At 57.2% G+C, this 19,147-nt stretch carries 24 protein-coding genes; 5 read left to right on the top strand and 19 right to left on the bottom strand.

All coding sequences use genetic code 11. The features are described from left to right. Positions 1 to 18 precede the first annotated feature (18 nt). The 7 genes from rpsG to fkpA all read right to left on the bottom strand — a co-directional run bounded on the left by rpsG (position 19) and on the right by fkpA (position 3,833). Positions 19 to 489, bottom strand: coding sequence for a 30S ribosomal protein S7 (gene rpsG, locus RY075_RS21220; protein ID WP_003861706.1), 471 nt, complete (start codon positions 487 to 489; stop codon positions 19 to 21). A 96-nt stretch (positions 490 to 585) separates the two neighbouring features. Then, positions 586 to 960 (bottom strand): 30S ribosomal protein S12, encoded by a 375-nt coding sequence (gene rpsL / locus RY075_RS21225; RefSeq protein WP_000246815.1) that lies wholly within the window; start codon positions 958 to 960, stop codon positions 586 to 588. Positions 961 to 1,084: 124 nt separating this feature from the next. Beyond that, positions 1,085 to 1,372, bottom strand: a complete 288-nt coding sequence (gene tusB, locus RY075_RS21230) for a sulfurtransferase complex subunit TusB (RefSeq protein ID WP_003861702.1) — start codon at positions 1,370 to 1,372, stop codon at positions 1,085 to 1,087. Positions 1,373 to 1,379: 7 nt separating this feature from the next. Beyond that, positions 1,380 to 1,739 carry a sulfurtransferase complex subunit TusC gene (gene tusC / locus RY075_RS21235; RefSeq protein WP_003861700.1) on the bottom strand — a complete coding sequence of 120 codons (360 nt, stop codon included), beginning with the start codon at positions 1,737 to 1,739 and terminating at the stop codon, positions 1,380 to 1,382. Next, on the bottom strand, positions 1,739 to 2,125 hold the full coding sequence (gene tusD / locus RY075_RS21240; RefSeq protein WP_003861699.1) for a sulfurtransferase complex subunit TusD: 387 nt from the start codon (positions 2,123 to 2,125) through the stop codon (positions 1,739 to 1,741). The genes tusC and tusD overlap by 1 nt, the downstream gene beginning before the upstream one ends. Then, positions 2,125 to 2,847, bottom strand: a complete 723-nt coding sequence (locus RY075_RS21245; RefSeq protein WP_003861697.1) for a transcriptional regulator — start codon at positions 2,845 to 2,847, stop codon at positions 2,125 to 2,127. The genes tusD and RY075_RS21245 overlap by 1 nt, the downstream gene beginning before the upstream one ends. Before the next feature lie 167 nt (positions 2,848 to 3,014). After that, positions 3,015 to 3,833, bottom strand: coding sequence for an FKBP-type peptidyl-prolyl cis-trans isomerase (fkpA, locus tag RY075_RS21250; RefSeq protein ID WP_003861695.1), 819 nt, complete (start codon positions 3,831 to 3,833; stop codon positions 3,015 to 3,017). A 238-nt stretch (positions 3,834 to 4,071) separates the two neighbouring features. Between fkpA and RY075_RS21255 the strand changes: the two genes are divergently transcribed. Continuing rightward, complete coding sequence (locus RY075_RS21255; RefSeq protein WP_003861693.1) at positions 4,072 to 4,290, top strand: protein SlyX; 219 nt, start codon at positions 4,072 to 4,074, stop codon at positions 4,288 to 4,290. 51 nt (positions 4,291 to 4,341) lie between these two features. Here RY075_RS21255 and slyD read toward each other — a convergent pair whose 3' ends face one another. The 4 genes from slyD to kefG all read right to left on the bottom strand — a co-directional run bounded on the left by slyD (position 4,342) and on the right by kefG (position 7,600). Then, positions 4,342 to 4,932 carry a peptidylprolyl isomerase gene (slyD, locus tag RY075_RS21260; protein ID WP_003861691.1) on the bottom strand — a complete coding sequence of 197 codons (591 nt, stop codon included), beginning with the start codon at positions 4,930 to 4,932 and terminating at the stop codon, positions 4,342 to 4,344. A 94-nt stretch (positions 4,933 to 5,026) separates the two neighbouring features. After that, a complete protein-coding gene (locus tag RY075_RS21265; protein WP_003861689.1) occupies positions 5,027 to 5,227 on the bottom strand; it encodes a YheV family putative zinc ribbon protein in 201 nt (66 codons plus the stop codon). 13 nt (positions 5,228 to 5,240) lie between these two features. Beyond that, positions 5,241 to 7,046, bottom strand: coding sequence for a glutathione-regulated potassium-efflux system protein KefB (gene kefB / locus RY075_RS21270; RefSeq protein ID WP_003861688.1), 1,806 nt, complete (start codon positions 7,044 to 7,046; stop codon positions 5,241 to 5,243). Continuing rightward, positions 7,046 to 7,600: a glutathione-regulated potassium-efflux system ancillary protein KefG gene (kefG, locus tag RY075_RS21275; RefSeq protein ID WP_059288194.1), complete on the bottom strand. Its 555-nt coding sequence runs from the start codon at positions 7,598 to 7,600 to the stop codon at positions 7,046 to 7,048. The genes kefB and kefG overlap by 1 nt, the downstream gene beginning before the upstream one ends. A 129-nt stretch (positions 7,601 to 7,729) precedes the next feature. Here kefG and RY075_RS21280 point away from each other — a divergent pair, with 129 nt between their 5' ends. Both RY075_RS21280 and RY075_RS21285 read left to right on the top strand, forming a co-directional pair. Continuing rightward, on the top strand, positions 7,730 to 9,634 hold the full coding sequence (locus RY075_RS21280; protein WP_003861684.1) for an ABC transporter ATP-binding protein: 1,905 nt from the start codon (positions 7,730 to 7,732) through the stop codon (positions 9,632 to 9,634). A 15-nt stretch (positions 9,635 to 9,649) separates the two neighbouring features. Further along, entirely contained in the window at positions 9,650 to 10,582 is a 933-nt protein-coding gene (locus RY075_RS21285) for a LysR substrate-binding domain-containing protein (protein ID WP_232967676.1), read from the top strand. A 39-nt stretch (positions 10,583 to 10,621) separates the two neighbouring features. Here RY075_RS21285 and mdcH read toward each other — a convergent pair whose 3' ends face one another. The 8 genes from mdcH to mdcA all read right to left on the bottom strand — a co-directional run bounded on the left by mdcH (position 10,622) and on the right by mdcA (position 17,668). Then, positions 10,622 to 11,518 carry a malonate decarboxylase subunit epsilon gene (gene mdcH / locus RY075_RS21290; RefSeq protein WP_045330106.1) on the bottom strand — a complete coding sequence of 299 codons (897 nt, stop codon included), beginning with the start codon at positions 11,516 to 11,518 and terminating at the stop codon, positions 10,622 to 10,624. Beyond that, positions 11,518 to 12,135, bottom strand: coding sequence for a malonate decarboxylase holo-ACP synthase (locus RY075_RS21295; protein WP_003861679.1), 618 nt, complete (start codon positions 12,133 to 12,135; stop codon positions 11,518 to 11,520). Before RY075_RS21295 ends, mdcH begins: the two co-directional genes overlap by 1 nt. Positions 12,136 to 12,137: 2 nt before the next feature. Beyond that, the gene (locus RY075_RS21300) at positions 12,138 to 13,097 is read right to left on the bottom strand and encodes an AEC family transporter (RefSeq protein WP_032608028.1); all 960 of its coding nucleotides are present in this window, start codon (positions 13,095 to 13,097) and stop codon (positions 12,138 to 12,140) included. Positions 13,098 to 13,220: 123 nt separating this feature from the next. Continuing rightward, positions 13,221 to 14,021 carry a biotin-independent malonate decarboxylase subunit gamma gene (gene mdcE, locus RY075_RS21305; RefSeq protein WP_003861675.1) on the bottom strand — a complete coding sequence of 267 codons (801 nt, stop codon included), beginning with the start codon at positions 14,019 to 14,021 and terminating at the stop codon, positions 13,221 to 13,223. Next, on the bottom strand, positions 14,021 to 14,854 hold the full coding sequence (locus RY075_RS21310; protein ID WP_003861672.1) for a biotin-independent malonate decarboxylase subunit beta: 834 nt from the start codon (positions 14,852 to 14,854) through the stop codon (positions 14,021 to 14,023). Before RY075_RS21310 ends, mdcE begins: the two co-directional genes overlap by 1 nt. Then, entirely contained in the window at positions 14,847 to 15,146 is a 300-nt protein-coding gene (gene mdcC, locus RY075_RS21315; protein WP_000411786.1) for a malonate decarboxylase acyl carrier protein, read from the bottom strand. Before mdcC ends, RY075_RS21310 begins: the two co-directional genes overlap by 8 nt. 9 nt (positions 15,147 to 15,155) lie before the next feature. After that, the gene (locus tag RY075_RS21320) at positions 15,156 to 16,013 is read right to left on the bottom strand and encodes a triphosphoribosyl-dephospho-CoA synthase (protein ID WP_032608032.1); all 858 of its coding nucleotides are present in this window, start codon (positions 16,011 to 16,013) and stop codon (positions 15,156 to 15,158) included. Then, entirely contained in the window at positions 16,013 to 17,668 is a 1,656-nt protein-coding gene (mdcA, locus tag RY075_RS21325) for a malonate decarboxylase subunit alpha (protein ID WP_003861669.1), read from the bottom strand. Before mdcA ends, RY075_RS21320 begins: the two co-directional genes overlap by 1 nt. Before the next feature lie 228 nt (positions 17,669 to 17,896). On the opposite strand from mdcA, the gene RY075_RS21330 reads away from it, so the two are divergent. Then, positions 17,897 to 18,919 carry a hydrolase gene (locus tag RY075_RS21330; protein WP_023314942.1) on the top strand — a complete coding sequence of 341 codons (1,023 nt, stop codon included), beginning with the start codon at positions 17,897 to 17,899 and terminating at the stop codon, positions 18,917 to 18,919. Then, positions 18,916 to 19,134, top strand: a complete 219-nt coding sequence (locus tag RY075_RS21335) for a YheU family protein (RefSeq protein ID WP_003861664.1) — start codon at positions 18,916 to 18,918, stop codon at positions 19,132 to 19,134. Before RY075_RS21330 ends, RY075_RS21335 begins: the two co-directional genes overlap by 4 nt. Positions 19,135 to 19,147: the final 13 nt, after the last annotated feature.

Genomic DNA, 19,147 nt, shown 5'->3' on the forward strand with positions numbered 1-19,147 from the left:
ACTACGACTCCGAAGGGATTACCAACGGTAGTGTGCGAACGCCTTGTTGGCTTCTGCCATACGGTGAACGTCTTCACGTTTCTTAACTGCGGTACCTTTGTTTTCCGCAGCATCAGAAAGTTCGTTCGCCAGACGCAGAGCCATGGATTTATCACCGCGTTTACGAGCAGCTTCAACGATCCAACGCATTGCCAGAGCATTACGACGAACCGGACGAACTTCAACTGGAACCTGATAAGTAGAACCACCAACGCGGCGAGACTTAACTTCTACAGTCGGGCGCACGTTGTCGAGAGCGACTTCGAAGGCTTCCAGTTCATTTTTACCAGAACGCTGAGCCAGGGTCTCCAGCGCGCTGTATACGATTGCTTCTGCGGTAGATTTTTTACCATCTACCATCAGGATATTTACAAATTTTGCCAGCAGTTCTGATCCGAATTTCGGATCTGGAAGAATTTTACGCTGACCAATGACGCGACGACGTGGCATGGGATTACTCCGTTGTTAATTCAGGATTGTCCAAAACTCTACGAGTTTAGTTTGACATTAAGATAAATCAGTTTGGCCTTACTTAACGGAGAACCATTAAGCCTTAGGACGCTTCACGCCGTACTTGGAGCGAGCCTGCTTACGGTCTTTAACACCTGAGCAGTCCAGCGCACCACGAACGGTGTGGTAACGAACACCCGGAAGGTCTTTAACACGACCGCCACGGATCAGGATCACGGAGTGCTCCTGAAGGTTGTGACCTTCACCACCGATGTAGGAAGTCACTTCAAAACCGTTAGTCAAACGCACACGGCATACTTTACGCAGTGCGGAGTTTGGTTTTTTAGGAGTGGTGGTATATACACGAGTACATACGCCACGTTTCTGCGGGCAGGCTTCCAGCGCAGGCACGTTGCTTTTTGCAACTTTGCGTGCACGTGGTTTGCGTACCAGCTGGTTAACTGTTGCCATTAAATAGCTCCTGGTTTTAGCTTTTGCTTCGTAAACACGTAATAAAACGACCTCATACAATATGAGGACGCGAAATTTTAGGGCTACGTCGAAAAGGTGTCAAGAAATATACAGCGATCTCAAATCACCAGTTCATTTGACTGGCGTGCGTCACAGTAAGATTGACGAAATCAGTATAGCCAACCACGTCAATTTTGGCTGAAATTTGACCAGAAAGACCCCGCGCATCCAGATCCTCTTTCAGCGCAGAGACTGTAATGGGGGCATTCGCGAGGATTTCAACAAAACGGCTGCCTTCAAGCGCCGCGAGCACGCCATCCTGAATCAGCAGCAGAGCATCACCTTCGCGCAGCATGCTCAGTAACGTGTCGATATCGCATTGCCACGGTGAACGGCTCAGGGTATGGAGCATGGCAGCCTCAGAAAGTCAGAACGGTATCGTAGTGAGAGAGTTGTTCGCGCAGCGCAGCAGATGTCAGGATCGTCACGTCCAGCACGAACGGTGTTTTCTCGTTTAACCCACGCGCGGCCAGCGAGTCGGCGCACACATAGAAGGTTTCAATGTCATAGAGCGGCAGAACTTTAAAGGTCGCAATGTAGTCGCGCGCAAGAATGGCCTGCGGTTGTTGGCCTGCAAGAAGCTGGAATACGCCATCGCCTAAAAAGAAGACGCCGATATCTTCGGTTAATGCCGATGTCGCGAGCAATGCATCCAGCCCTTCCCGGCCTGAAGCGCTGCCATGCGGCGCAGAAGTAAAAACAAACGCTACGCGCTTCATCAAAATTGCACCACTCTGTCGCAGGTCAACGCCGCCTGTGCCAGGGCACCTAGACCACTGAGGGAAAAGCCCGGTTGCAGGTTAGCCCCCGCCAGACCAAGGCGTTCGGCTTCGGTCGCATCCGTCACGCCGCGACGCAGTGCCGCCGCGACGCAGATATGCAGGTCAACGCCCTGCGTTTCGTTTAATTTTTGCCAGGCGCGCACAAGGTCAAACTCATCGCTCGCCGGGGACGTAAACTGGTTCGCGTTATAGACCCCTTCACGATAGAAGAAGACGCTTGCCAGTTCATGACCGGCATCAAGCAGCGCATGGGCAAACTGTAGCGCGCTGCTGGCCTGCTGGGTACCGTACGCCGGGCCCGTCACCATTAACGCAAAACGCATTACTTGTCTTGTCCCAGAAAGTCGCCGCTTTTGAACTGGCGAATATAGAGGTAAACCGTGTGTTTGGAGATATTCAGGCGATCGGCCACCTGGTTGATGGCATCTTTGATATCAAAAATCCCTTTCTCATAGAGGTTCAGGACGATCTGACGATTCTTGGCGTTGTTGGATACGTTGCGATCGGCATTCACCTCTTCAATGGTGAACTCCAGCGTCTGGGTCACGAGATCCTCAACCGAAGAAGCAAAGTTCACCGATGAGCCCACGTCCGGCGTTTCTGGCGGGATGAAGGTGCTCATGATTTGCGAGAATGGCACATCAAGGTTCATGTTGATGCACAGCAAACCGATTACCCGGTGTTCGCGGTTTCTAATCGCGATCGTTTCTGATTTCATCAGCACGCCGCTTTTGGCGCGGGTGAAATAGCATTTTGAGACGCTGCTGTCCGCGCCGGTCATGTCATGCAACATACGCAATGCAAGGTCGGTGATTGGCGAACCAATTTTACGGCCAGTGTGCTCACCATTCGCAATGCGGATAGCGGAACACTTAAGATCTTGCAGGGAATGCAATACGATTTCGCAGTGGGAACCAATGAGCATCGCTAACCCGTCCACTACCGCTTCGTAGGATTTCAGAATATCGAAGTCGGTCTGGTCAAATGGACGTTGATCCAGCAAATCAAGTTCACTGGTTTCGTTGGTTAAAAGCGACCTGGACATGAAAAAAACACTCCTTTTCAGGAGCCTGTCGTTAGGTTTTCAGGGCAGGCTCATTATCTACACGGACAACTAAATTAATACAGCGTGTATAACGCTTTCCAGTGTTAATTATATCTGCCCCACAATAAAAAAACCGCCGCCTGTAAAGGCGGCGGTTTTTTTCAGCATTACTTCTTAGCTGCTGCGGCTTTGTCGTCAGCCGGTGCGTCTGTTTTCGCATCCGCTTTCGGCGCCGGTTTGATGTCCAGCAGTTCTACATCAAATACCAGCGTGGAGTTAGCCGGGATACCCGGAACGCCGGTTTTGCCGTAAGCCAGATCCGGTGGGATGACCAGCTTGATTTTACCGCCTTTCTTGATGTTCTTCAGGCCTTCGGTCCAGCCCGGGATCACACCATCCAGACGGAAGGAGAGAGGCTCACCACGGGTATAAGAGTTATCGAACTCTTTACCGTCGATCAGCGTACCTTTGTAGTTCACCACAACGGTGTCGCTGTCTTTAGGCGCGTCGCCAGTACCTTCTTTCTCAACCTTATAGATCAGGCCAGTAGAAGACGTTTTAACGCCTTTCTCTTTAGCGAACTTGTCGCGGTAGGCTTTGCCTTTCGCTTCGTTATCTTTAGCATCTGCTTCCATCTTGGTCTGAGCGGCGCCTTTCACGCGCGCTTCAAACGCTTGCAGAGTCTGCTCGATTTCCTGGTCAGACAGTTTGCTCTTGTCTGCGAACGCATCCTGGACCCCTGCGATCAGCTGGTTTTTGTCCAGTTTGATGCCCAGTTTCTCTTGTTCTTTCAGAGAGTTTTCCATGTAACGACCCAGAGACGCGCCAAGTGCGTAGGCGGATTTCTGGTCGTCATTTTTGAATGCCGCTTTGCTGTCTGTAGTCGCAGCAGGCTTCGCAGCAGTATCAGCAGCGAAAGACAGCGGCGCATTGAGCGCTACAGCCATAGTGGTCGCCAGCAGCGTAACTTTAAACAGTGATTTCATCCATATCTCCAGGACCTGAGGTCTCTCACCCCAGTGTTAAACGTAAATGAGTGACGTACTATAAAACGTTGTGGAAGAAATCTACAGACAGACTCCCCCGAATGTCGCTTCTTTTCAGACTATTTTTGTTTAAATAAGTTTCTTGTCAGGGAGATGGATACTGTACTTAAGGAAAAAGTCAGCTAAACTTCGCCGCCGCTGGTCCATTATGGCGAACGACAGATAAACGAGGTGAATGATGAAGGATACAACGATCGAAGCGAGACTGGCTGAGCTGGAAAGCCGCCTGGCTTTTCAGGACATCACCATCGAAGAACTGAACCAGACCGTGACGGCCCATGAGCTTGAAATGGCAAAACTGCGCGATCACATGCGCCTGCTGACGGAAAAGCTGAAGGCCACGCAGCCGTCAAACATTGCCTCTCAGTCAGAAGAGACGCCACCACCTCATTATTGAGGCGTAAAAAAAGCGGGATTATCCCGCTTTTTTATTTTCCGGAGTACGGAATCAGTGGCAACCGCAGCCGCCGTTACCGCAACCACCTTTACCGTGGCCGTGGTCATGACCATGGTCGTGGCCGTGACCACCGCAGCAGCCGTCATGGCCGTGATCGTGGTCATGGTCGTGACCGTGCGCACCGTGAACGTGGCCATGAGCCAGCTCTTCTTCAGTCGCTTCACGGATCGCAACAACTTCTACGTTGAACTTCAGGTTCTGACCCGCCAGCATGTGGTTGCCGTCAACCACAACGTGGTCGTCTTCAACTTCAGTGATTTCAACCGGAACCGGACCCTGGTCAGTTTCCGCCAGGAAGCGCATGCCAACCTGCAACTCGTCAACGCCCATGAATACGTCTTTAGGAACGCGCTGAACCAGGTTGTCGTCATACTGACCGTAAGCGTCGTTCGCGCCTACAGCAACGTCGAATTTGTCGCCAACTTCATGGCCTTCCAGCGCCGTTTCCAGGCCGGAAATCAGGGAACCGTGACCATGCAGGTAGTCCAGCGGCGCACTCACCGGAGACTCATCAACCAACACACCGTCTTCTGTACGTACCTGATAGGCCAGGCTGACCACCAGGTCTTTTGCTACTTTCATGATATCTCCTGAGCGTGGGAAAATTGCTGGCGCAGATTGTAGCGGAAATCTGCACCCGTGTACCCTTAAGCTTAAAAAAACTCAGAGCATATCGCTAGTCTGGATGAAAAATGCCGATCACTTGCTCTTCTTTGCGAACATGATCGCGGGCTTCTTTGTCGGCCTCACGCATCTGGTGACCGCACTTAACACATTCAACGATATCGATATTATTTTCACGCCACATGGCCAGCGTATCTTGCGCCTGGCAGGATGGGCATTTTGCGCCCGCGATAAAGCGTTTACGTACAGCCATCTTTCGTTACCCTTTATTCAAATTCATCCCAGCCGTCGAGCTGGCGTCGTTCCTGTTGCATCTCACGCTGGAAGATCTCCTCCAGTTCGCGACGCGCTTCCCGCACGCGGGAGATCTGCGCCGTGTCGCTGTGCACGGGCATCAGTTCACGCAGCATTCGCATATCCAGCCTGCGGAAATGCATCTGGGCGCGTTGCGCCTGATGAGGATGCATACCCAGCGAAACCAGCGCCTTGCGTCCCAGCTCCAGCGCGCTGGAGAAGGTTTCGCGGGAGAAGTGTTTCACACCCGCCTGCAAAAGTTCGTGAGCCTCCACACGTCCACGCGCACGCGCCAGAATATGCAGATGCGGGAAATGCTGCTGGCACAGCTCCACCAGCTTCATCGTGTCTTCCGGATCGTTGCAGGTGATGACGATGGACTCCGCAGCCTCTGCGCCCGCCGAGCGCAACAGCTCAAGCTGCGTCGCATCGCCGTAGTACACCTTATAACCATATTTGCGCATCAGGTTGACGGCGCTGATATCGCGCTCCAGCACCGTAATGCGCATTTTATTTGCCATCAACAGGCGACCAATCACCTGCCCGAAGCGGCCAAAGCCCACGACGATCACCTGCGGTTTATCATCTTCCACCCACGGCGCTTCGTCTTCATCGTCTGCGGGATTCAGGCGGCGCGACAGCAGTTTGTCCACCAGCTTCATCAGCAGCGGGGTGGTCATCATCGACAGCGTGACCGTCACCAGCAGCAGCGCCATCTGGTCATCTTTGAACAGCTTCTGAGACGACGCCGTGGAAAACAGCACAAACGCAAATTCTCCCCCCTGGCTTAACACGCTGGAAAACTGCATTCTTTCCGAGCTGCGCAGCCCGTAAATCCTCGCGAGGAGATACAGCACCAGCGTTTTGACCGCCACCAGCACGGCGACACTCGCAATAACCCACAGCAGATGGGTATAGAGCACGCCAAGATTAAGCGCCATACCCACCGAGATAAAGAACAGCCCTAGCAGCAGCCCCTTAAACGGATCGATGGCGGTCTCCAGCTCGTGGCGGTACTCGCTTTCCGCAAGCAGCACCCCGGCGATAAACGTCCCAAGCGCCATCGACAGCCCCAGCGCATCCATAAACAGAGCTGAGCCAAGCACCAGCAGCAGCGTTGCGGCGGTGAATACCTCGCGCACGCCGGATGCTGCAATAAACCGGAATACCGGACGCAGTAAAAACCGTCCGCCGATCAGCATCCCCGCGAAGGCCAGCACCTTCATGGAGATCTTCATCCAGTCGAAATGATCGTCTCCGGATCCCGCCAGCAGCGGCACCAGCGCCAGCGCCGGGATCACCGCTAAATCCTGGAACAGCAGCACCGAAAAGCCCAGTTGCCCCGCCTCGTTGCGGTTCATCCCTTTGTCGCGCATCAGCTGAAGCGCCATCGCCGTCGACGACATCGCAAGACCGATCCCGCCAATCACCGCGGCCTGCCAGGAAAACTGCGTCAACATCAGCAGTCCCGCGAGAATGGCCGCGCTGAGTAACACCTGCGCCGCCCCGACGCCAAAAATAGATTGCCGCAGCTGCCACAGCTTGGAGGGGTTCAGCTCAAGGCCAATGATGAACATCAGGAAGACCACGCCCAGTTCAGAGAAGTGGAGAATTTCATCCACATCGCTGATAAACCCAAGCCCCCAGGGGCCAATGGCTATCCCCGCCAGCAAATAACCCAGCACCGCGCCAATGCCGAGACGCGCGGCAAGCGGGACCGCGACGACGGCGGCGAACAAAAACAGCACCCCGGCAAGGAGTAAATTCGAACCGTCCATTAGCGTCCTCCCGCCGGAATCGGTGACGCCAGCCATTCGCCATAGGCCCTGGCATGGCTCGCCAGCGCTTTCGGATCCTGCCGCCGTGCCCAGTAGATAATAATCGGGCTCATCCAGTGCATACGGCACATCGCCGCCGTCAGCTCAAACGGCCGCAGAATGTCGCTCATGGGGTAACGGTTCAGCCCGTCGTGACGGTAAGCGCTTTCCGGCTCACCGGTGGTAATGACACTCCGCCAGTACTTTCCCGCCAGCTGGTTGCCCCCCACCCCGCTGGAGAAGCCCCGGCTCAGCACGCGGTCCAGCCACTCTTTCAGCAGTGCCGGACAGCTGTAGGTATAAAGCGGATGCTGGAACACAATCACGTCGTGCTGACGCAGCAGTTCCTGCTCGTAAGGAATATCGATAAAAAAATCGGGATAGTGCGCGTAGAGATCGTGCACCGTTACGTTACTGAGCTGTGTGGCCGGCTTAAGCAGCACCCGGTTCGCCACCGAGTCCTGTGATTCCGGATGGGCATACAGCAGCAGCACTTTCGCTGTCTGAGACATCATTCCCCTCCCGGTTCTGTTTTTGTGTATTGTTGTCGTTTTGGGCTACCATGGCGGCCCGGTGGGGAAAATGGCCCACACCTTACATTATCATAATGACAAATTAACATAGTCGGAACATACGGCGCTTCTATGATTGTTTTCTCCTCGTTACAAATTCGTCGCGGCGTGCGCGTCCTGCTGGATAACGCGACTGCTACCATCAACCCGGGCCAGAAAGTGGGGCTGGTCGGCAAAAACGGCTGCGGTAAATCCACCCTGCTGGCACTGCTGAAAAACGAGATAAGCGCGGATGGCGGTAACTTTACCTTCCCGGGCAACTGGCAGCTCGCCTGGGTGAACCAGGAGACGCCCGCGCTGAGCGAACCCGCGCTCGACTATGTTATCGACGGCGACCGTGAATACCGCAAGCTCGAAGCAGAGCTCAACGCCGCCAACGAACGCAACGACGGCCACGCCATCGCCACCGTCCACGGCAAGCTGGACGCCATCGATGCCTGGACCATTCGCTCCCGCGCCTCCAGCCTGCTGCACGGCCTGGGTTTCAGCAACGAACAGCTTGAACGCCCGGTGAGCGATTTCTCCGGCGGCTGGCGTATGCGCCTCAACCTGGCGCAGGCGCTGATCTGCCGCTCCGACCTCCTGCTGCTCGATGAACCCACCAACCACCTCGATCTCGATGCGGTTATTTGGCTGGAGAAGTGGCTCAAGAGCTATCAGGGCACTCTGATTCTGATCTCCCACGACCGCGACTTCCTCGATCCGGTGGTGGATAAAATCATTCATATCGAACAGCAAAGCATGTTCGAATACACCGGCAACTACAGCTCTTTCGAGCGCCAGCGCGCGACGCGCCTTGCCCAGCAACAGGCGATGTATGAAAGCCAGCAGCAGCGCGTGGCGCACCTGCAAAGCTTTGTGGATCGCTTCAAGGCCAAGGCGTCAAAAGCCAAGCAGGCGCAGAGCCGCATCAAGATGCTGGAACGCATGGAGATGATCGCTCCCGCGCATGTGGATAACCCATTCCACTTCAGTTTCCGCGAGCCGGAGAGCCTGCCGAACCCGCTGCTGAAAATGGAAAAAGTGAGCGCGGGCTATGGCGATCGCATTATCCTCGACTCTATCAAGCTCAACCTGGTGCCGGGTTCACGCATTGGCCTGCTGGGGCGTAACGGCGCCGGTAAATCGACGCTGATCAAGCTGCTGGCGGGCGAGCTTAACCCGGTCAGCGGCGAAATCGGCCTGGCGAAAGGCATCAAGCTTGGCTACTTCGCCCAGCATCAGCTGGAATTTTTACGCGCGGATGAATCGCCGATCCAGCACCTGGCGCGCCTGGCGCCGCAGGAAATGGAGCAGAAGCTGCGCGACTACCTCGGCGGCTTTGGCTTCCAGGGCGATAAGGTGACTGAAAATACAGCGCGTTTCTCCGGTGGTGAAAAAGCGCGTCTGGTACTGGCGCTGATCGTCTGGCAGCGTCCAAACCTGCTGCTGCTTGATGAACCAACCAACCACCTCGATCTCGACATGCGTCAGGCGCTGACCGAAGCGCTGATTGAGTTCGAAGGGGCGCTGGTTGTCGTGTCGCACGATCGCCACCTGATCCGCTCCACCACCGACGATCTCTATCTGGTACACGGCGGCAAAGTCGAACCGTTTGACGGCGACCTGGAAGACTACCAGCAGTGGCTGACGGACGTGCAGAAGCAGGAAAACCAGCCGGAAGAGTCAGCGAAAGACAACGCCAACAGCGCCCAGGCGCGTAAAGACCAGAAGCGCCGTGAAGCGGAGCTGCGCACCCAGACGCAACCGCTGCGTAAAGAGATTGCCCGCCTCGAAAAAGAGATGGAAAAGCTCAACGCCACGCTTGCTGCCGTCGAAGAGAAGCTGGGCGACAGCGAACTGTACGATCAGAGCCGCAAAGCGGAGCTGACGGACTGTCTGCAAACTCAGGCGAAAACCAAATCCAGCCTCGAAGAGTGCGAAATGGCATGGCTGGACGCGCAGGAACAGCTGGAAGCGATGCTGCAAGCCGACTAACACGCCGGGAGGGTTATGAGCTTCGATACCACGAGCGAGATTACATTCCGTAAGCTCAGCATCTTCATGACGTTCATGGAGAAGGGCAATATCGCACGTACCGCCGAAACGCTCGGCCTGAGCGGTGTCAGCGTGCACCGCGCGCTGCATACCCTCGAAGAGAACGTCCGCTGCCCGCTCTTTGCTCACAAAGGGCGTAACCTGATTGCCCTCCCCTCCGCATGGACGCTGCTGGAGTATTGTCAGGAGGTGATGCAGGTGATGGAGCGCGGGCTGGAAGAGTCGCGCAAGATCGCCGGTATCGGCCAGGGACGGTTGCGCGTCGGCACGCTCTACTCGCTGACTCTGGAAACCGTGCCGCGTCTGATAATGGGCATGAAGCTGCGCCGTCCGGATCTGGAGATGGATCTGACGATGGGCTCGAACGAAACCCTGCTCCATATGCTGGATGAGGGATCGCTGGATGCGATTTTAATCTCTATCTCCGAGAGAGATATCGACCGTAACAGCCTCGAAGTGCTTCCTCTGTTCCATGACGATATTTTCCTTGCCGCACCGGCTTCTGCCACGCTGAATACCAGCGGCCCCGCCGATCTGCGTGATTATAAAGATCAGAAGTTTGTCGCCCTCGCGGAAGGGTTCGCCACTTACGCCGGGTTTCAGGAAGCGTTTCATATCGCCGGTTTTGAGCCGGAGATTGTGACGCGCGTGAACGATATCTTTTCGATGCTGAGCCTGGTGCAGGCGGGGGTCGGGTTTACGCTGATGCCGGGCAGGATGAAGAAAGTGTACGAAAATTCGGTGCAGCTACTGAAGCTGGCGCAGCCGTACCAGATGCAGCAGCTGATTGCGATCGTCTTTGCCCGCAACCGCGAGCAGGATCCGAGCCTGCGGGCATTGGCCGCGGAAGGGCGGATGTATGCCAGAAGTTTGCAGGATAGTGCCTGATGTTATTGCCCGGTGGCGCTACGCTTACCGGGCAAAAAGTCACCGCTGAAGCCGACCCGCCAGATGCACCGCCACGTCCACTCCGCTGCGCTCCAGCGAAATGGATTCGCCTTCCCACGCCGCCTGCCGCGTCAGACAGGTCAGAATACCCCCTGGCGGCATCTCAATCGCCAGACGTGCTTCGCGCTCGTTAGCGGAAATCACCGCCTCCTGCCAGCGCACGGTTCGCGCCATATTCATCGCCAGGTCGTCGGCAATTTTCTCTGGCTGCCAAAGCACGCGCCCGGTACTGCCGCTCAGGTACGCGCAGCGGGGGCGTGAAAGCGTGACTGATTCAAACGCTGCGGCCAGCTTCTGCGCCGGTTCCGCCAGCAGTTCACAGTGCGACGGTACGCTTACCGCCAGCCGTTTGGCCTTGTTCGCGCCCTTCGCCAGCGCGCGTTCGGCTACCTGCGCCATGCCGTCATCGGCTCCGGCAATCACGATCTGCGTTTCGGCGTTCAGGTTAGCGATATAGGTTCCTGTCCCCTGAATCAGGTTTTCCACCTGGGGCAGGGTCAACCCCATTATCGCCGTCAGGCCGTAGCCGTGGGGATACGCCTGCTCCATCAGATCGCCGCGCAGCGCCACCAGCTTCAGCGCGTCCGTAAAGTCCAGCACACCGGCGATAACCGCCGCAGGATAAGCGCCAATGGACAGACCGCTGACAATATCCGGCGACACGCCGCGACGTTCCAGCTCGCGCGCCCAGGTCACGCCTGCAATCAACAGCGAAAGCTGAACCGCGCGGGTGTGGGTTAACGAGGATGCGCTGTCCAGGGTATCGACTTCCGCCCCCAGCACAGCACGGGCCTGCTCCAGCTCCGTTCCCGGCAGGTTTTGCAGCATACCTTCGTGCTGTGTGCCCTGCCCCGGAAAGGTAAACAATATTTTCATTACTCCTCCCTGTGCCATGGATCCGCTACCAGGCGCGGCCCATATTGCGTTTTTAGCAGCGTTTTGCCGTCGCGTAACCATTCCGCCAGCGCGAATCCGCCCTCGGGCGTATCCACCTGTGTATCCGCCCGGCACAACGCACGACTGAGCTGAGCCTGCCAGTCAGTAAACGCCTCAGGGGAAACGGTACACGGGGCGCGGATCAGCAGATCGAGATCGCTGTCGGCGTGGATCACCGGAATGCCGGTCGCCAGCGCGTAACCCGTACTGCCGGTTATCCCCCACGTCCACGGCCATGACTGCTGCGCAAGCTGAAGCGCCACCTGAACCGGCGGCTGGGTGATAAACGGCGAACGCAGCAGGTCGGCGGCAACGCTCAAATCTTCGGGCGACACCACGCGCAACACGTTCTCAGGCTTCACCCATCCGGCCGCCCGCTGGTCGCGGCGCAATCCCCGCACGCCAACGGGAATACGGCCTTCATTATCAACATCACGCCGCACCACTACCGGCAGCCCGGTATGCCAGGCCGCGTCCACCCAGGATTCAGTAATCCCTTCCAGGGCGTCGCGCGCGGTAAGCCAGATGAGGTCGTGTGGGCGTAATGTTGTGGTCATGATTACATTCCTGAAGTCAGCGAGATAAACAGCGGCAGCGACAGGATACACAGTATGGAGCTCAACAGCAGCACGGCTTCAGCATCCGGCGACTGCACGCCAAAGCGGTTACCGAACACCACGCCAAAGAAGCCCGCAGACAGCGCAATCATCAGGATGGCGGTGATAGCCACTGAGCCGTGCAGACCGAAGATTAAAACGATACCCCAGGCAATCGCTGGCTGGATCAGCAGCTTGGCGATAGTAGAAGTGATCACCATGGTGTTGATCTGAAGCTTACGGGCAGAGAGGATCACGCCGGTCAGGAACAACGCCGCAGCGGTCGCGGACAGTCCCAGCGGTTTAATCGCCGCCAGCACCAGCTCCGGCATTGTGATGCCGATAGCGGACAGGATCACACCCAGCAGCGGGCCCATCACGATCGGTTTTTTAATGGAGCGCCACATCAGCACCGGCAGCATGGAAAGCGTTGAACCCGAGTTATTGCCTTCGACGCGCGCTTTCTCACGCTCCAGAATCAGCAGGCAGAACGGGGTCATCAGCACTGAACCACAGGCGATGGAGACCGCCACGGACAGCGACGTTGAAGAGCCTTCGCCCAGCACGCTGCCCAGAATCGGCAGGCCAAGCGCCGCGTAGTTTGGCAGGGCGACGGTCAGCGTCAGCACGGCCGCATCCTGCGGGGATTTTTTAAATACGTTTGTCGCGAGGAAGTAGATGACCGCATAGGTGATCCACATCGCCAGGGTGAGCACCAGGATCAGCGGCGACTGCGCCACGATGCCGGTCCACGGGGTTTGCACGGTGGCGCTGAATAGCGCGGCCGGGAGTGCAAAATCCATCACGAAGATATTCAGCAGGGAAACATTTTTGTTATCGACCATCTTTGCCTTACCGGCCCAGAATCCCAGCAGCATGATGACGAAAATCGGTGCAAGAGCATGAACAATTACGTAAGTCATAAATCACCTGTAGTAAAAAAGTTTAAGCACTGGCGCGATGTTTATTATTTTCAGGATGCAGGTTCCCGCGTGGACGCAACGGGCGCGCCCACGGGGTGATGCATCTGGCAGGTCTCTTTTTACTTACCAGCTGGCTCGCATACGTTCACGTACGAGCGCTGAGCTGCGGCGGTTGTCAGCACCCAGACGGTTTTTCAACGTGGTGTCCTGACGAGCGTCACTGATGGCCTGTTGCAGGGTGGTTTTCACCCGCGTCAGATCGCTTTCGGAAGGGGCATCCGGATTGCTGATATCCAGCAGGTCGGAAAGCAGCCCCAGCGTGGCGTAGTTGCTGATGTCGTACGCCATTGGCGGAATGGTTGCCGCCAGTTTTTCCAGCGCCTCAACGGTACGCAGCGTAATGCGCGCCGCAGACTCTTTGCCCATGGCGTGGATCAGCACGCCTTTATCGTTGAAGGCAATCAGACGGTTAGCCTGGTAGCCGTGCGCCAGAAACGCGCCGGACATGGCCTTACCGACGATAAGACCAATCACCGGATGACCTGCCAGCCGCGCATTAGCGTAGGCGGCAGCGGCGCCGGCCAGCGCCTGGTGGATGCCAAACGCCTCTTCGCGACGGCCATAGGCCTGGCTTGGGACGTCGATTACCGCCACAATCGGGCGCTTCACGGCTTTATCTGCATCAGCGGCAACGGTTTCGCTGACCACTTTTGCCAGCGTCCAGCCTTCCAGCAGGCCGACTTCCCCTTGCGCCGCGCGCGGGAAGTGGTTGTTGGCGTCCGGCACCACGGCGACAAAACGCACCGTTTCACCGTTCAGCTCGCCGTCTGCGGCCTGCACGGACGGGCATAACCCCTCCAGACGTTTCGCGTTCGGGGCCAGAGTTTCCAGCCAGAGTTCGCCACGGCTAATTGAGTTAGTCATCATTTCACCTCCCGGGCAAAAAGCGCTTTAATCTGTTCGGCATCGGCCTGTTTGCGGGTGTCGAAATTCGTCAGACGGTTCAGATAATCGTCGTAGTTATCGGTGCGATGTTTCGCCGGTACGCCTTTGGCGATGGCCTCGTTCATCGCGGCTTTCACCGCGTTCACGCCGTCGCCGACGAGCGCGTCCACCAGCCCGCTTTCATAGCGCACTTCGCCGCCGGTCATGCTCCAGATAAACGGACGGTCGCGGGAGTCGTACTCTTCAATGCCCGCTTCCTGCTCAATAACCTGCGGGCCGTTGAGGCCAAGACGCGCTTCGCGGGTCACAATCAGATAGCTGCACAGCGCCGCGGCGATAGACATCCCGCCGAAGCAGCCTACGGTCCCGGCGACAATCCCGACGACCGGGGTATAGCGACGCAGGTCAACGATCGCGGCGTGGATATCGGCAATCGCCGCCAGGCCAAGGTTGGCTTCCTGCAAACGTACGCCACCGGTTTCGAGGCACAGTACCGCCTGAGTCGGAATGCCGTTGCGGTTATCTTCCGCCGCCAGCTCCAGTGCCGCCGCCATTTTGGCGCCGGACACTTCGCCCATGCTGCCGCCCTGGAAGGTGCCTTCAATCGCCACCACCACCGCAGGCTGGCCGTTGATGGTCCCTTTCGCGACCACCATGCCATCATCAGCCTGAGGAACAATCCCCTGTGGCCCAAGCCATGGCGAGATAATGCCTTCGAACGGATCCAGCAGTTCGCGGTAGCTGCCGTCGTCGAGCAGCGCCTGTGCACGCTGGCGCGCTTTTAGTTCGATAAAGCTGCTGTCATCACGCATGATTCACCCCTTCAAAGACCTGTTCGATACGAATGCGTGCCACGCCCGGCGTCGCGCCGAAGTCGTGGATAGTCAGCTTACCTGCGGGCAGGCTGCTGACGGTTTGCAGGCGGTTGAACAACGCCTCCCAGCGCCCGCGGCTGTTGTCGACGGAGGTGGTGATATCAATGGTTAAGGTCTGGCCCGGTTCGGCGGTGAAAAGCACCTCCATATCCCCGGAACCGACTACCCCTGCCAGCGCCCTGCCGCTTACTTCGCGGCTGGCGGGCACGGTCAATGTGATTTTTTCCATAACATCCTCTTAATGCTTTGAATAGGGCGTTTCGACGCGGTCAAGAAACAGCGTGGCGGCAAGCAGGTCTGCGGCTCCGCCCGGCGAGGCGTTAAGCGCCAGCATCTGACGGTCTAACCGCGCCAGCGCCTGCTGCCCGGCGAGCGTTGCGCATCCTCCGGCGTTCAGCACTGCACGGGCGCCGTTCTGCATGGCGTCCAGCCCCTCCATGCCGGCGCGCGACAGCACGCAGGTGTCGGTGAGCGAGGTCATGATCGCCATCAGCGCGTCGAGTCTGGCCTGCGTTTCGCTGCTGCCGTTGAGACGGCTGAGGCGAAGCTGCGGCAGTGCGCGCTGCATGATGTGCGGAAACGCCTGCTGAGCCTCTTCACGCGCACCCGGTACACGGTAGCGGTGCGTGACGCGTAACCCCTTGCTGAACACTTTCGGCGCCGCGTCATCCGGCAGCTTCGCCAGCTGAGCGGCGATGTTCGCGACGGTTTGCGCCCGGGCATCGCCGCCCAGCATCGCCACCGCGCTCACCAGCAATCCCAGCGCCCAGATCGCGCCACGGTGCGTGTTCACGCCGTCGGTAGCGACCATCATCTGCCGTTCACCTTCGCGACCCAGGCGGCCAACGGTTTGCCGGAGGGCAATATCCGCCGGACGCTGCCAGCTCTGCTGCGCCAGCGCCTGAAACGTGGGGGTCAGGCTGCGAGCGGAGCGCTCCATCAGCGCAAGCGATAAATCGTGGTGCGCGCCGTTCCCCCGGCTGTCCACCAGACCGGGCTTCGGGCTTAAACGTGCTTCGTCAATCAGACACTGCGTGGCGGTTCGCGCCAGCCATTCGGCACCGCCTTCAACCTGGATCTGGGGCAGAAGTTTCATTACCAGCTCCGGAATTTCGCAGGTGGGTTATACAGACCACCGGACCACTCAACGAGATCAGCCACGCTGCCCGCAGCCAGCAGAGAGCGAGTGGCATCGGTACGACGAATGCCCATATCTTCCGGATACACAACCTTGCCGCTCTGGCGCAGTTCCGCCACGCGTTTGGCGTCAACGCCCAGACCGATATCGGTGATACCCGCCACGGCGGCGACCATGGCGCGACGCTCTTCCAGATCTTTCGCCCGGTAGAGGTAAGCAATCCCCTCTTCCGTCAGCACGTGGGTGACGTCATCGCCGTAAATCATGACCGGCGCCAGCGGCATACCGGAGGCTTTCGCGACGTCAACAGCGTCGAGTTTTTCCACGAAGGTTGGCTTCACGCCCGCCTGGAAGGTTTCCACCATCTGCACAACCAGCTTTTTACCGCGCTGCATCGGGTCAGGCTCGGTGATCATGTTCAGCCAGGCCGGTGTGGCGTGGCGACGACCGTGCGGATCGTGGCCCATGTTTGGCGCGCCGCCGAAGCCGGAAAGACGGCCGCGAGTCACGGTTGAGGAGTTAGCGTAACCATCAACCTGTAGCGTGGAGCCGATAAACATATCGACCGCGTACTGACCAGCCAGCTGACAGAAGGCGCGGTTAGAGCGCATGGAGCCGTCAGCACCGGTAAAGAACACGTCCGGACGAGCGCGGATGTACTCTTCCATCCCCAGCTCGCCGCCGAAGCAGTGGACGCTCTCCACCCAGCCGCTTTCGATGGCCGGGATCAGCGTTGGATGCGGGTTCAAAGTCCAGTGTTTACAGATTTTGCCTTTGAGTCCGAGCTGTTCGCCGTAGGTTGGCAGCAGCAGCTCGATCGCTGCGGTGTTAAAGCCAATCCCGTGGTTCAGGGACTGCACCTGGTGTTCGGCGTAGATGCCTTTAATCGCCATCATCGCCATCAGGATGTGTTCCTGTTTGATCAGGCGTGGGTCGCGGGTGAAAAGCGGTTCGATAAAGAACGGCTTATCGGCAACCACCACAAAATCAATCCACGAGCCCGGAATATCCACACGCGGAAGGTCGCACTCGTCATCCACCAGCTCGTTCACCTGCGCGATGACGATGCCGTCGTGGAACGCGGCGGCTTCCACCAGCGCCGGGGTATCTTCGGTACTCGCCCCGGTATAGAGGTTGCCTTTGCGGTCCGCTTTAAAACCGGCAATCAGCGCCACGTTTGGCGAAAGGTCGACGTATAAACGTGAGTAGAGTTCGATGTAGGTGTGAATCGCCCCGATTTCGAGCTGACCATCCTCCAGCAGCTGCGAAATGCGCAGGCTTTGCGTACCGGAGAAGGAGAAGTCGAGCTTGCGGGCGATGCCTTTCTCAAAGATGTCCAGATGTTCGCTGCGGCCCACGCTCGGCATGATCATATGCAGATCGTGCACGATTTGCGGGTTCACTTCCGCCAGTGAACGGGAAAGGAAATCCGCCTGCTTCTGGTTGTTGCCTTCCAGAACGACTTTGTCGCCTGGTGCGATCAGTTTTTCCAGCATGGCGACAAGATCGCCGGTTGGCAGTACCTTGCCCTGCACCGGTACGGACGCCAGACGACGCGCTTTCTCACTGCGTCGGGTGTTCCATTGCCGGGTGGGTGTTTGCCCAGATAACATTATTAACCTCCTGATTCAGCACATCATTCTGATTTGCTTAACGTTGAGTAAAGTGTGCGCTCTGGTGAGAAAGGCATCAATTAAGCGTAGAGGCAAATCATTAGCCTGAGAGTAATAATCGAGGTAAATATTTGTGATCGGGATCAGTTCATGTTTCGGAAAAACGGGCTAAACGGGGTACAATTCGGAAGGTATAGTTAATTTCTGACAAGAATCAGCATCGCCCTTATGACCCAAATCATTCCCTCAGACTTCGACATTGCAGCCGAAGAGAGCGCAGAGTTCGTGCCCATGCGCGGTGTGGCTAACCCTCACCTGCAAACCATGCTGCCGCGCCTGATCCGCCGCAAGGTACAGTTCACCCCGCACTGGCAACGCCTGGATTTGCCGGATGGCGACTTTTTGGATCTCGCCTGGAGCGAAGATCCGGATCGGGCCAGACATAAACCCCGTCTGGTGGTGTTTCACGGTCTGGAAGGCAGCCTGCACAGCCCTTACGCACACGGACTCATTGAGGCGGCGAAAGCCCGCGGCTGGCTTGGGGTGGTGATGCATTTTCGCGGATGCAGCGGCGAGCCTAATCGTCAGAAACGCATTTATCACTCGGGTGAAACCGAGGACGGCACCTGGTTCCTGCGCTGGCTAAGAGACAATTTCGGCGAGGCGCCAACGGCAGCGGTGGGGTATTCGCTGGGCGGCAATATGCTGGCCTGTCTGCTGGCGAAGGAGAGCGACGCCGTACCGCTGGATGCGGCGGTGATTGTCTCTGCGCCGTTTATGCTGGAGCAGTGCAGCTATCATATGGAAAAGGGCTTTTCGCGAGTGTACCAGCGCTACCTGCTCAACCTGCTGAAAGCCAACGCCGCGCGCAAGCTGAAGGCCTATCCGGATACGCTGCCTGTGACGCTGCAACAGCTCAAACGCGTGAAGCGCCTGCGCGAGTTTGATGATTTGATCACCTCGAAAATTCACGGTTTTGCCGATGCGATTGACTATTACCGTCAGTGCAGCGCCATGCCTTTACTGAATCAAATCACGAAACCCACGCTGATTATCCACGCCAAAGACGATCCGTTTATGGATCATCACTCGATCCCCGCCCCTGACTATCTGCCGGATAACGTGGAGTATCAGCTCACCGAGTTCGGCGGGCACGTCGGCTTTGTTGGCGGCACGCTGCGTCGGCCAAAAATGTGGCTTGAGACGCGTATACCCGACTGGTTAACGGCCTATCTGGACGGTAAAAAATGATTATTCCCTGGCAGGATCTCTCTCCCGAAACGCTCGATAATCTGATTGAAAGCTTTGTCTTGCGCGAAGGCACCGATTATGGTGAACATGAACGTTCGCTTGAACAAAAGGTCAACGATGTTAAGCGCCAGCTTAAAAGCGGCGACGTGGTGCTGGTATGGTCCGAACTGCATGAGACGGTCAATATCATGCCCCGCAACGCGTTTCATGGCTGATCTTTACACTTTT

This window comes from Enterobacter sp. JJBC, from assembly GCF_036936505.1.
Taxonomy (GTDB): domain Bacteria; phylum Pseudomonadota; class Gammaproteobacteria; order Enterobacterales; family Enterobacteriaceae; genus Enterobacter; species Enterobacter hormaechei_C.

Excerpts from the sequence above, each read along its gene's own strand:
- RY075_RS21335 (WP_003861664.1), top strand. The coding sequence starts at position 18,916 with ATGATTATTCCCTGGCAGGATCTCTCTCCCGAAACGCTCGATAATCTG.
- RY075_RS21265 (WP_003861689.1), bottom strand. The coding sequence starts at position 5,227 with ATGGCTGTACGTAAACGCTTTATCGCGGGCGCAAAATGCCCATCCTGC.
- tusB (WP_003861702.1), bottom strand. The coding sequence starts at position 1,372 with ATGCTCCATACCCTGAGCCGTTCACCGTGGCAATGCGATATCGACACG.
- RY075_RS21330 (WP_023314942.1), top strand. The coding sequence starts at position 17,897 with ATGACCCAAATCATTCCCTCAGACTTCGACATTGCAGCCGAAGAGAGC.
- mdcA (WP_003861669.1), bottom strand. The coding sequence starts at position 17,668 with ATGTTATCTGGGCAAACACCCACCCGGCAATGGAACACCCGACGCAGT.
- RY075_RS21280 (WP_003861684.1), top strand. The coding sequence starts at position 7,730 with ATGATTGTTTTCTCCTCGTTACAAATTCGTCGCGGCGTGCGCGTCCTG.
- RY075_RS21300 (WP_032608028.1), bottom strand. The coding sequence starts at position 13,097 with ATGACTTACGTAATTGTTCATGCTCTTGCACCGATTTTCGTCATCATG.
- RY075_RS21255 (WP_003861693.1), top strand. The coding sequence starts at position 4,072 with ATGAAGGATACAACGATCGAAGCGAGACTGGCTGAGCTGGAAAGCCGC.
- kefG (WP_059288194.1), bottom strand. The coding sequence starts at position 7,600 with ATGATGTCTCAGACAGCGAAAGTGCTGCTGCTGTATGCCCATCCGGAA.
- tusC (WP_003861700.1), bottom strand. The coding sequence starts at position 1,739 with ATGAAGCGCGTAGCGTTTGTTTTTACTTCTGCGCCGCATGGCAGCGCT.
- RY075_RS21295 (WP_003861679.1), bottom strand. The coding sequence starts at position 12,135 with ATGACCACAACATTACGCCCACACGACCTCATCTGGCTTACCGCGCGC.
- RY075_RS21320 (WP_032608032.1), bottom strand. The coding sequence starts at position 16,013 with ATGAAACTTCTGCCCCAGATCCAGGTTGAAGGCGGTGCCGAATGGCTG.
- fkpA (WP_003861695.1), bottom strand. The coding sequence starts at position 3,833 with ATGAAATCACTGTTTAAAGTTACGCTGCTGGCGACCACTATGGCTGTA.
- kefB (WP_003861688.1), bottom strand. The coding sequence starts at position 7,046 with ATGGACGGTTCGAATTTACTCCTTGCCGGGGTGCTGTTTTTGTTCGCC.
- rpsL (WP_000246815.1), bottom strand. The coding sequence starts at position 960 with ATGGCAACAGTTAACCAGCTGGTACGCAAACCACGTGCACGCAAAGTT.
- mdcE (WP_003861675.1), bottom strand. The coding sequence starts at position 14,021 with ATGACTAACTCAATTAGCCGTGGCGAACTCTGGCTGGAAACTCTGGCC.
- RY075_RS21310 (WP_003861672.1), bottom strand. The coding sequence starts at position 14,854 with ATGCGTGATGACAGCAGCTTTATCGAACTAAAAGCGCGCCAGCGTGCA.
- mdcH (WP_045330106.1), bottom strand. The coding sequence starts at position 11,518 with ATGAAAATATTGTTTACCTTTCCGGGGCAGGGCACACAGCACGAAGGT.
- slyD (WP_003861691.1), bottom strand. The coding sequence starts at position 4,932 with ATGAAAGTAGCAAAAGACCTGGTGGTCAGCCTGGCCTATCAGGTACGT.
- RY075_RS21245 (WP_003861697.1), bottom strand. The coding sequence starts at position 2,847 with ATGTCCAGGTCGCTTTTAACCAACGAAACCAGTGAACTTGATTTGCTG.
- tusD (WP_003861699.1), bottom strand. The coding sequence starts at position 2,125 with ATGCGTTTTGCGTTAATGGTGACGGGCCCGGCGTACGGTACCCAGCAG.
- mdcC (WP_000411786.1), bottom strand. The coding sequence starts at position 15,146 with ATGGAAAAAATCACATTGACCGTGCCCGCCAGCCGCGAAGTAAGCGGC.
- RY075_RS21285 (WP_232967676.1), top strand. The coding sequence starts at position 9,650 with ATGAGCTTCGATACCACGAGCGAGATTACATTCCGTAAGCTCAGCATC.
- rpsG (WP_003861706.1), bottom strand. The coding sequence starts at position 489 with ATGCCACGTCGTCGCGTCATTGGTCAGCGTAAAATTCTTCCAGATCCG.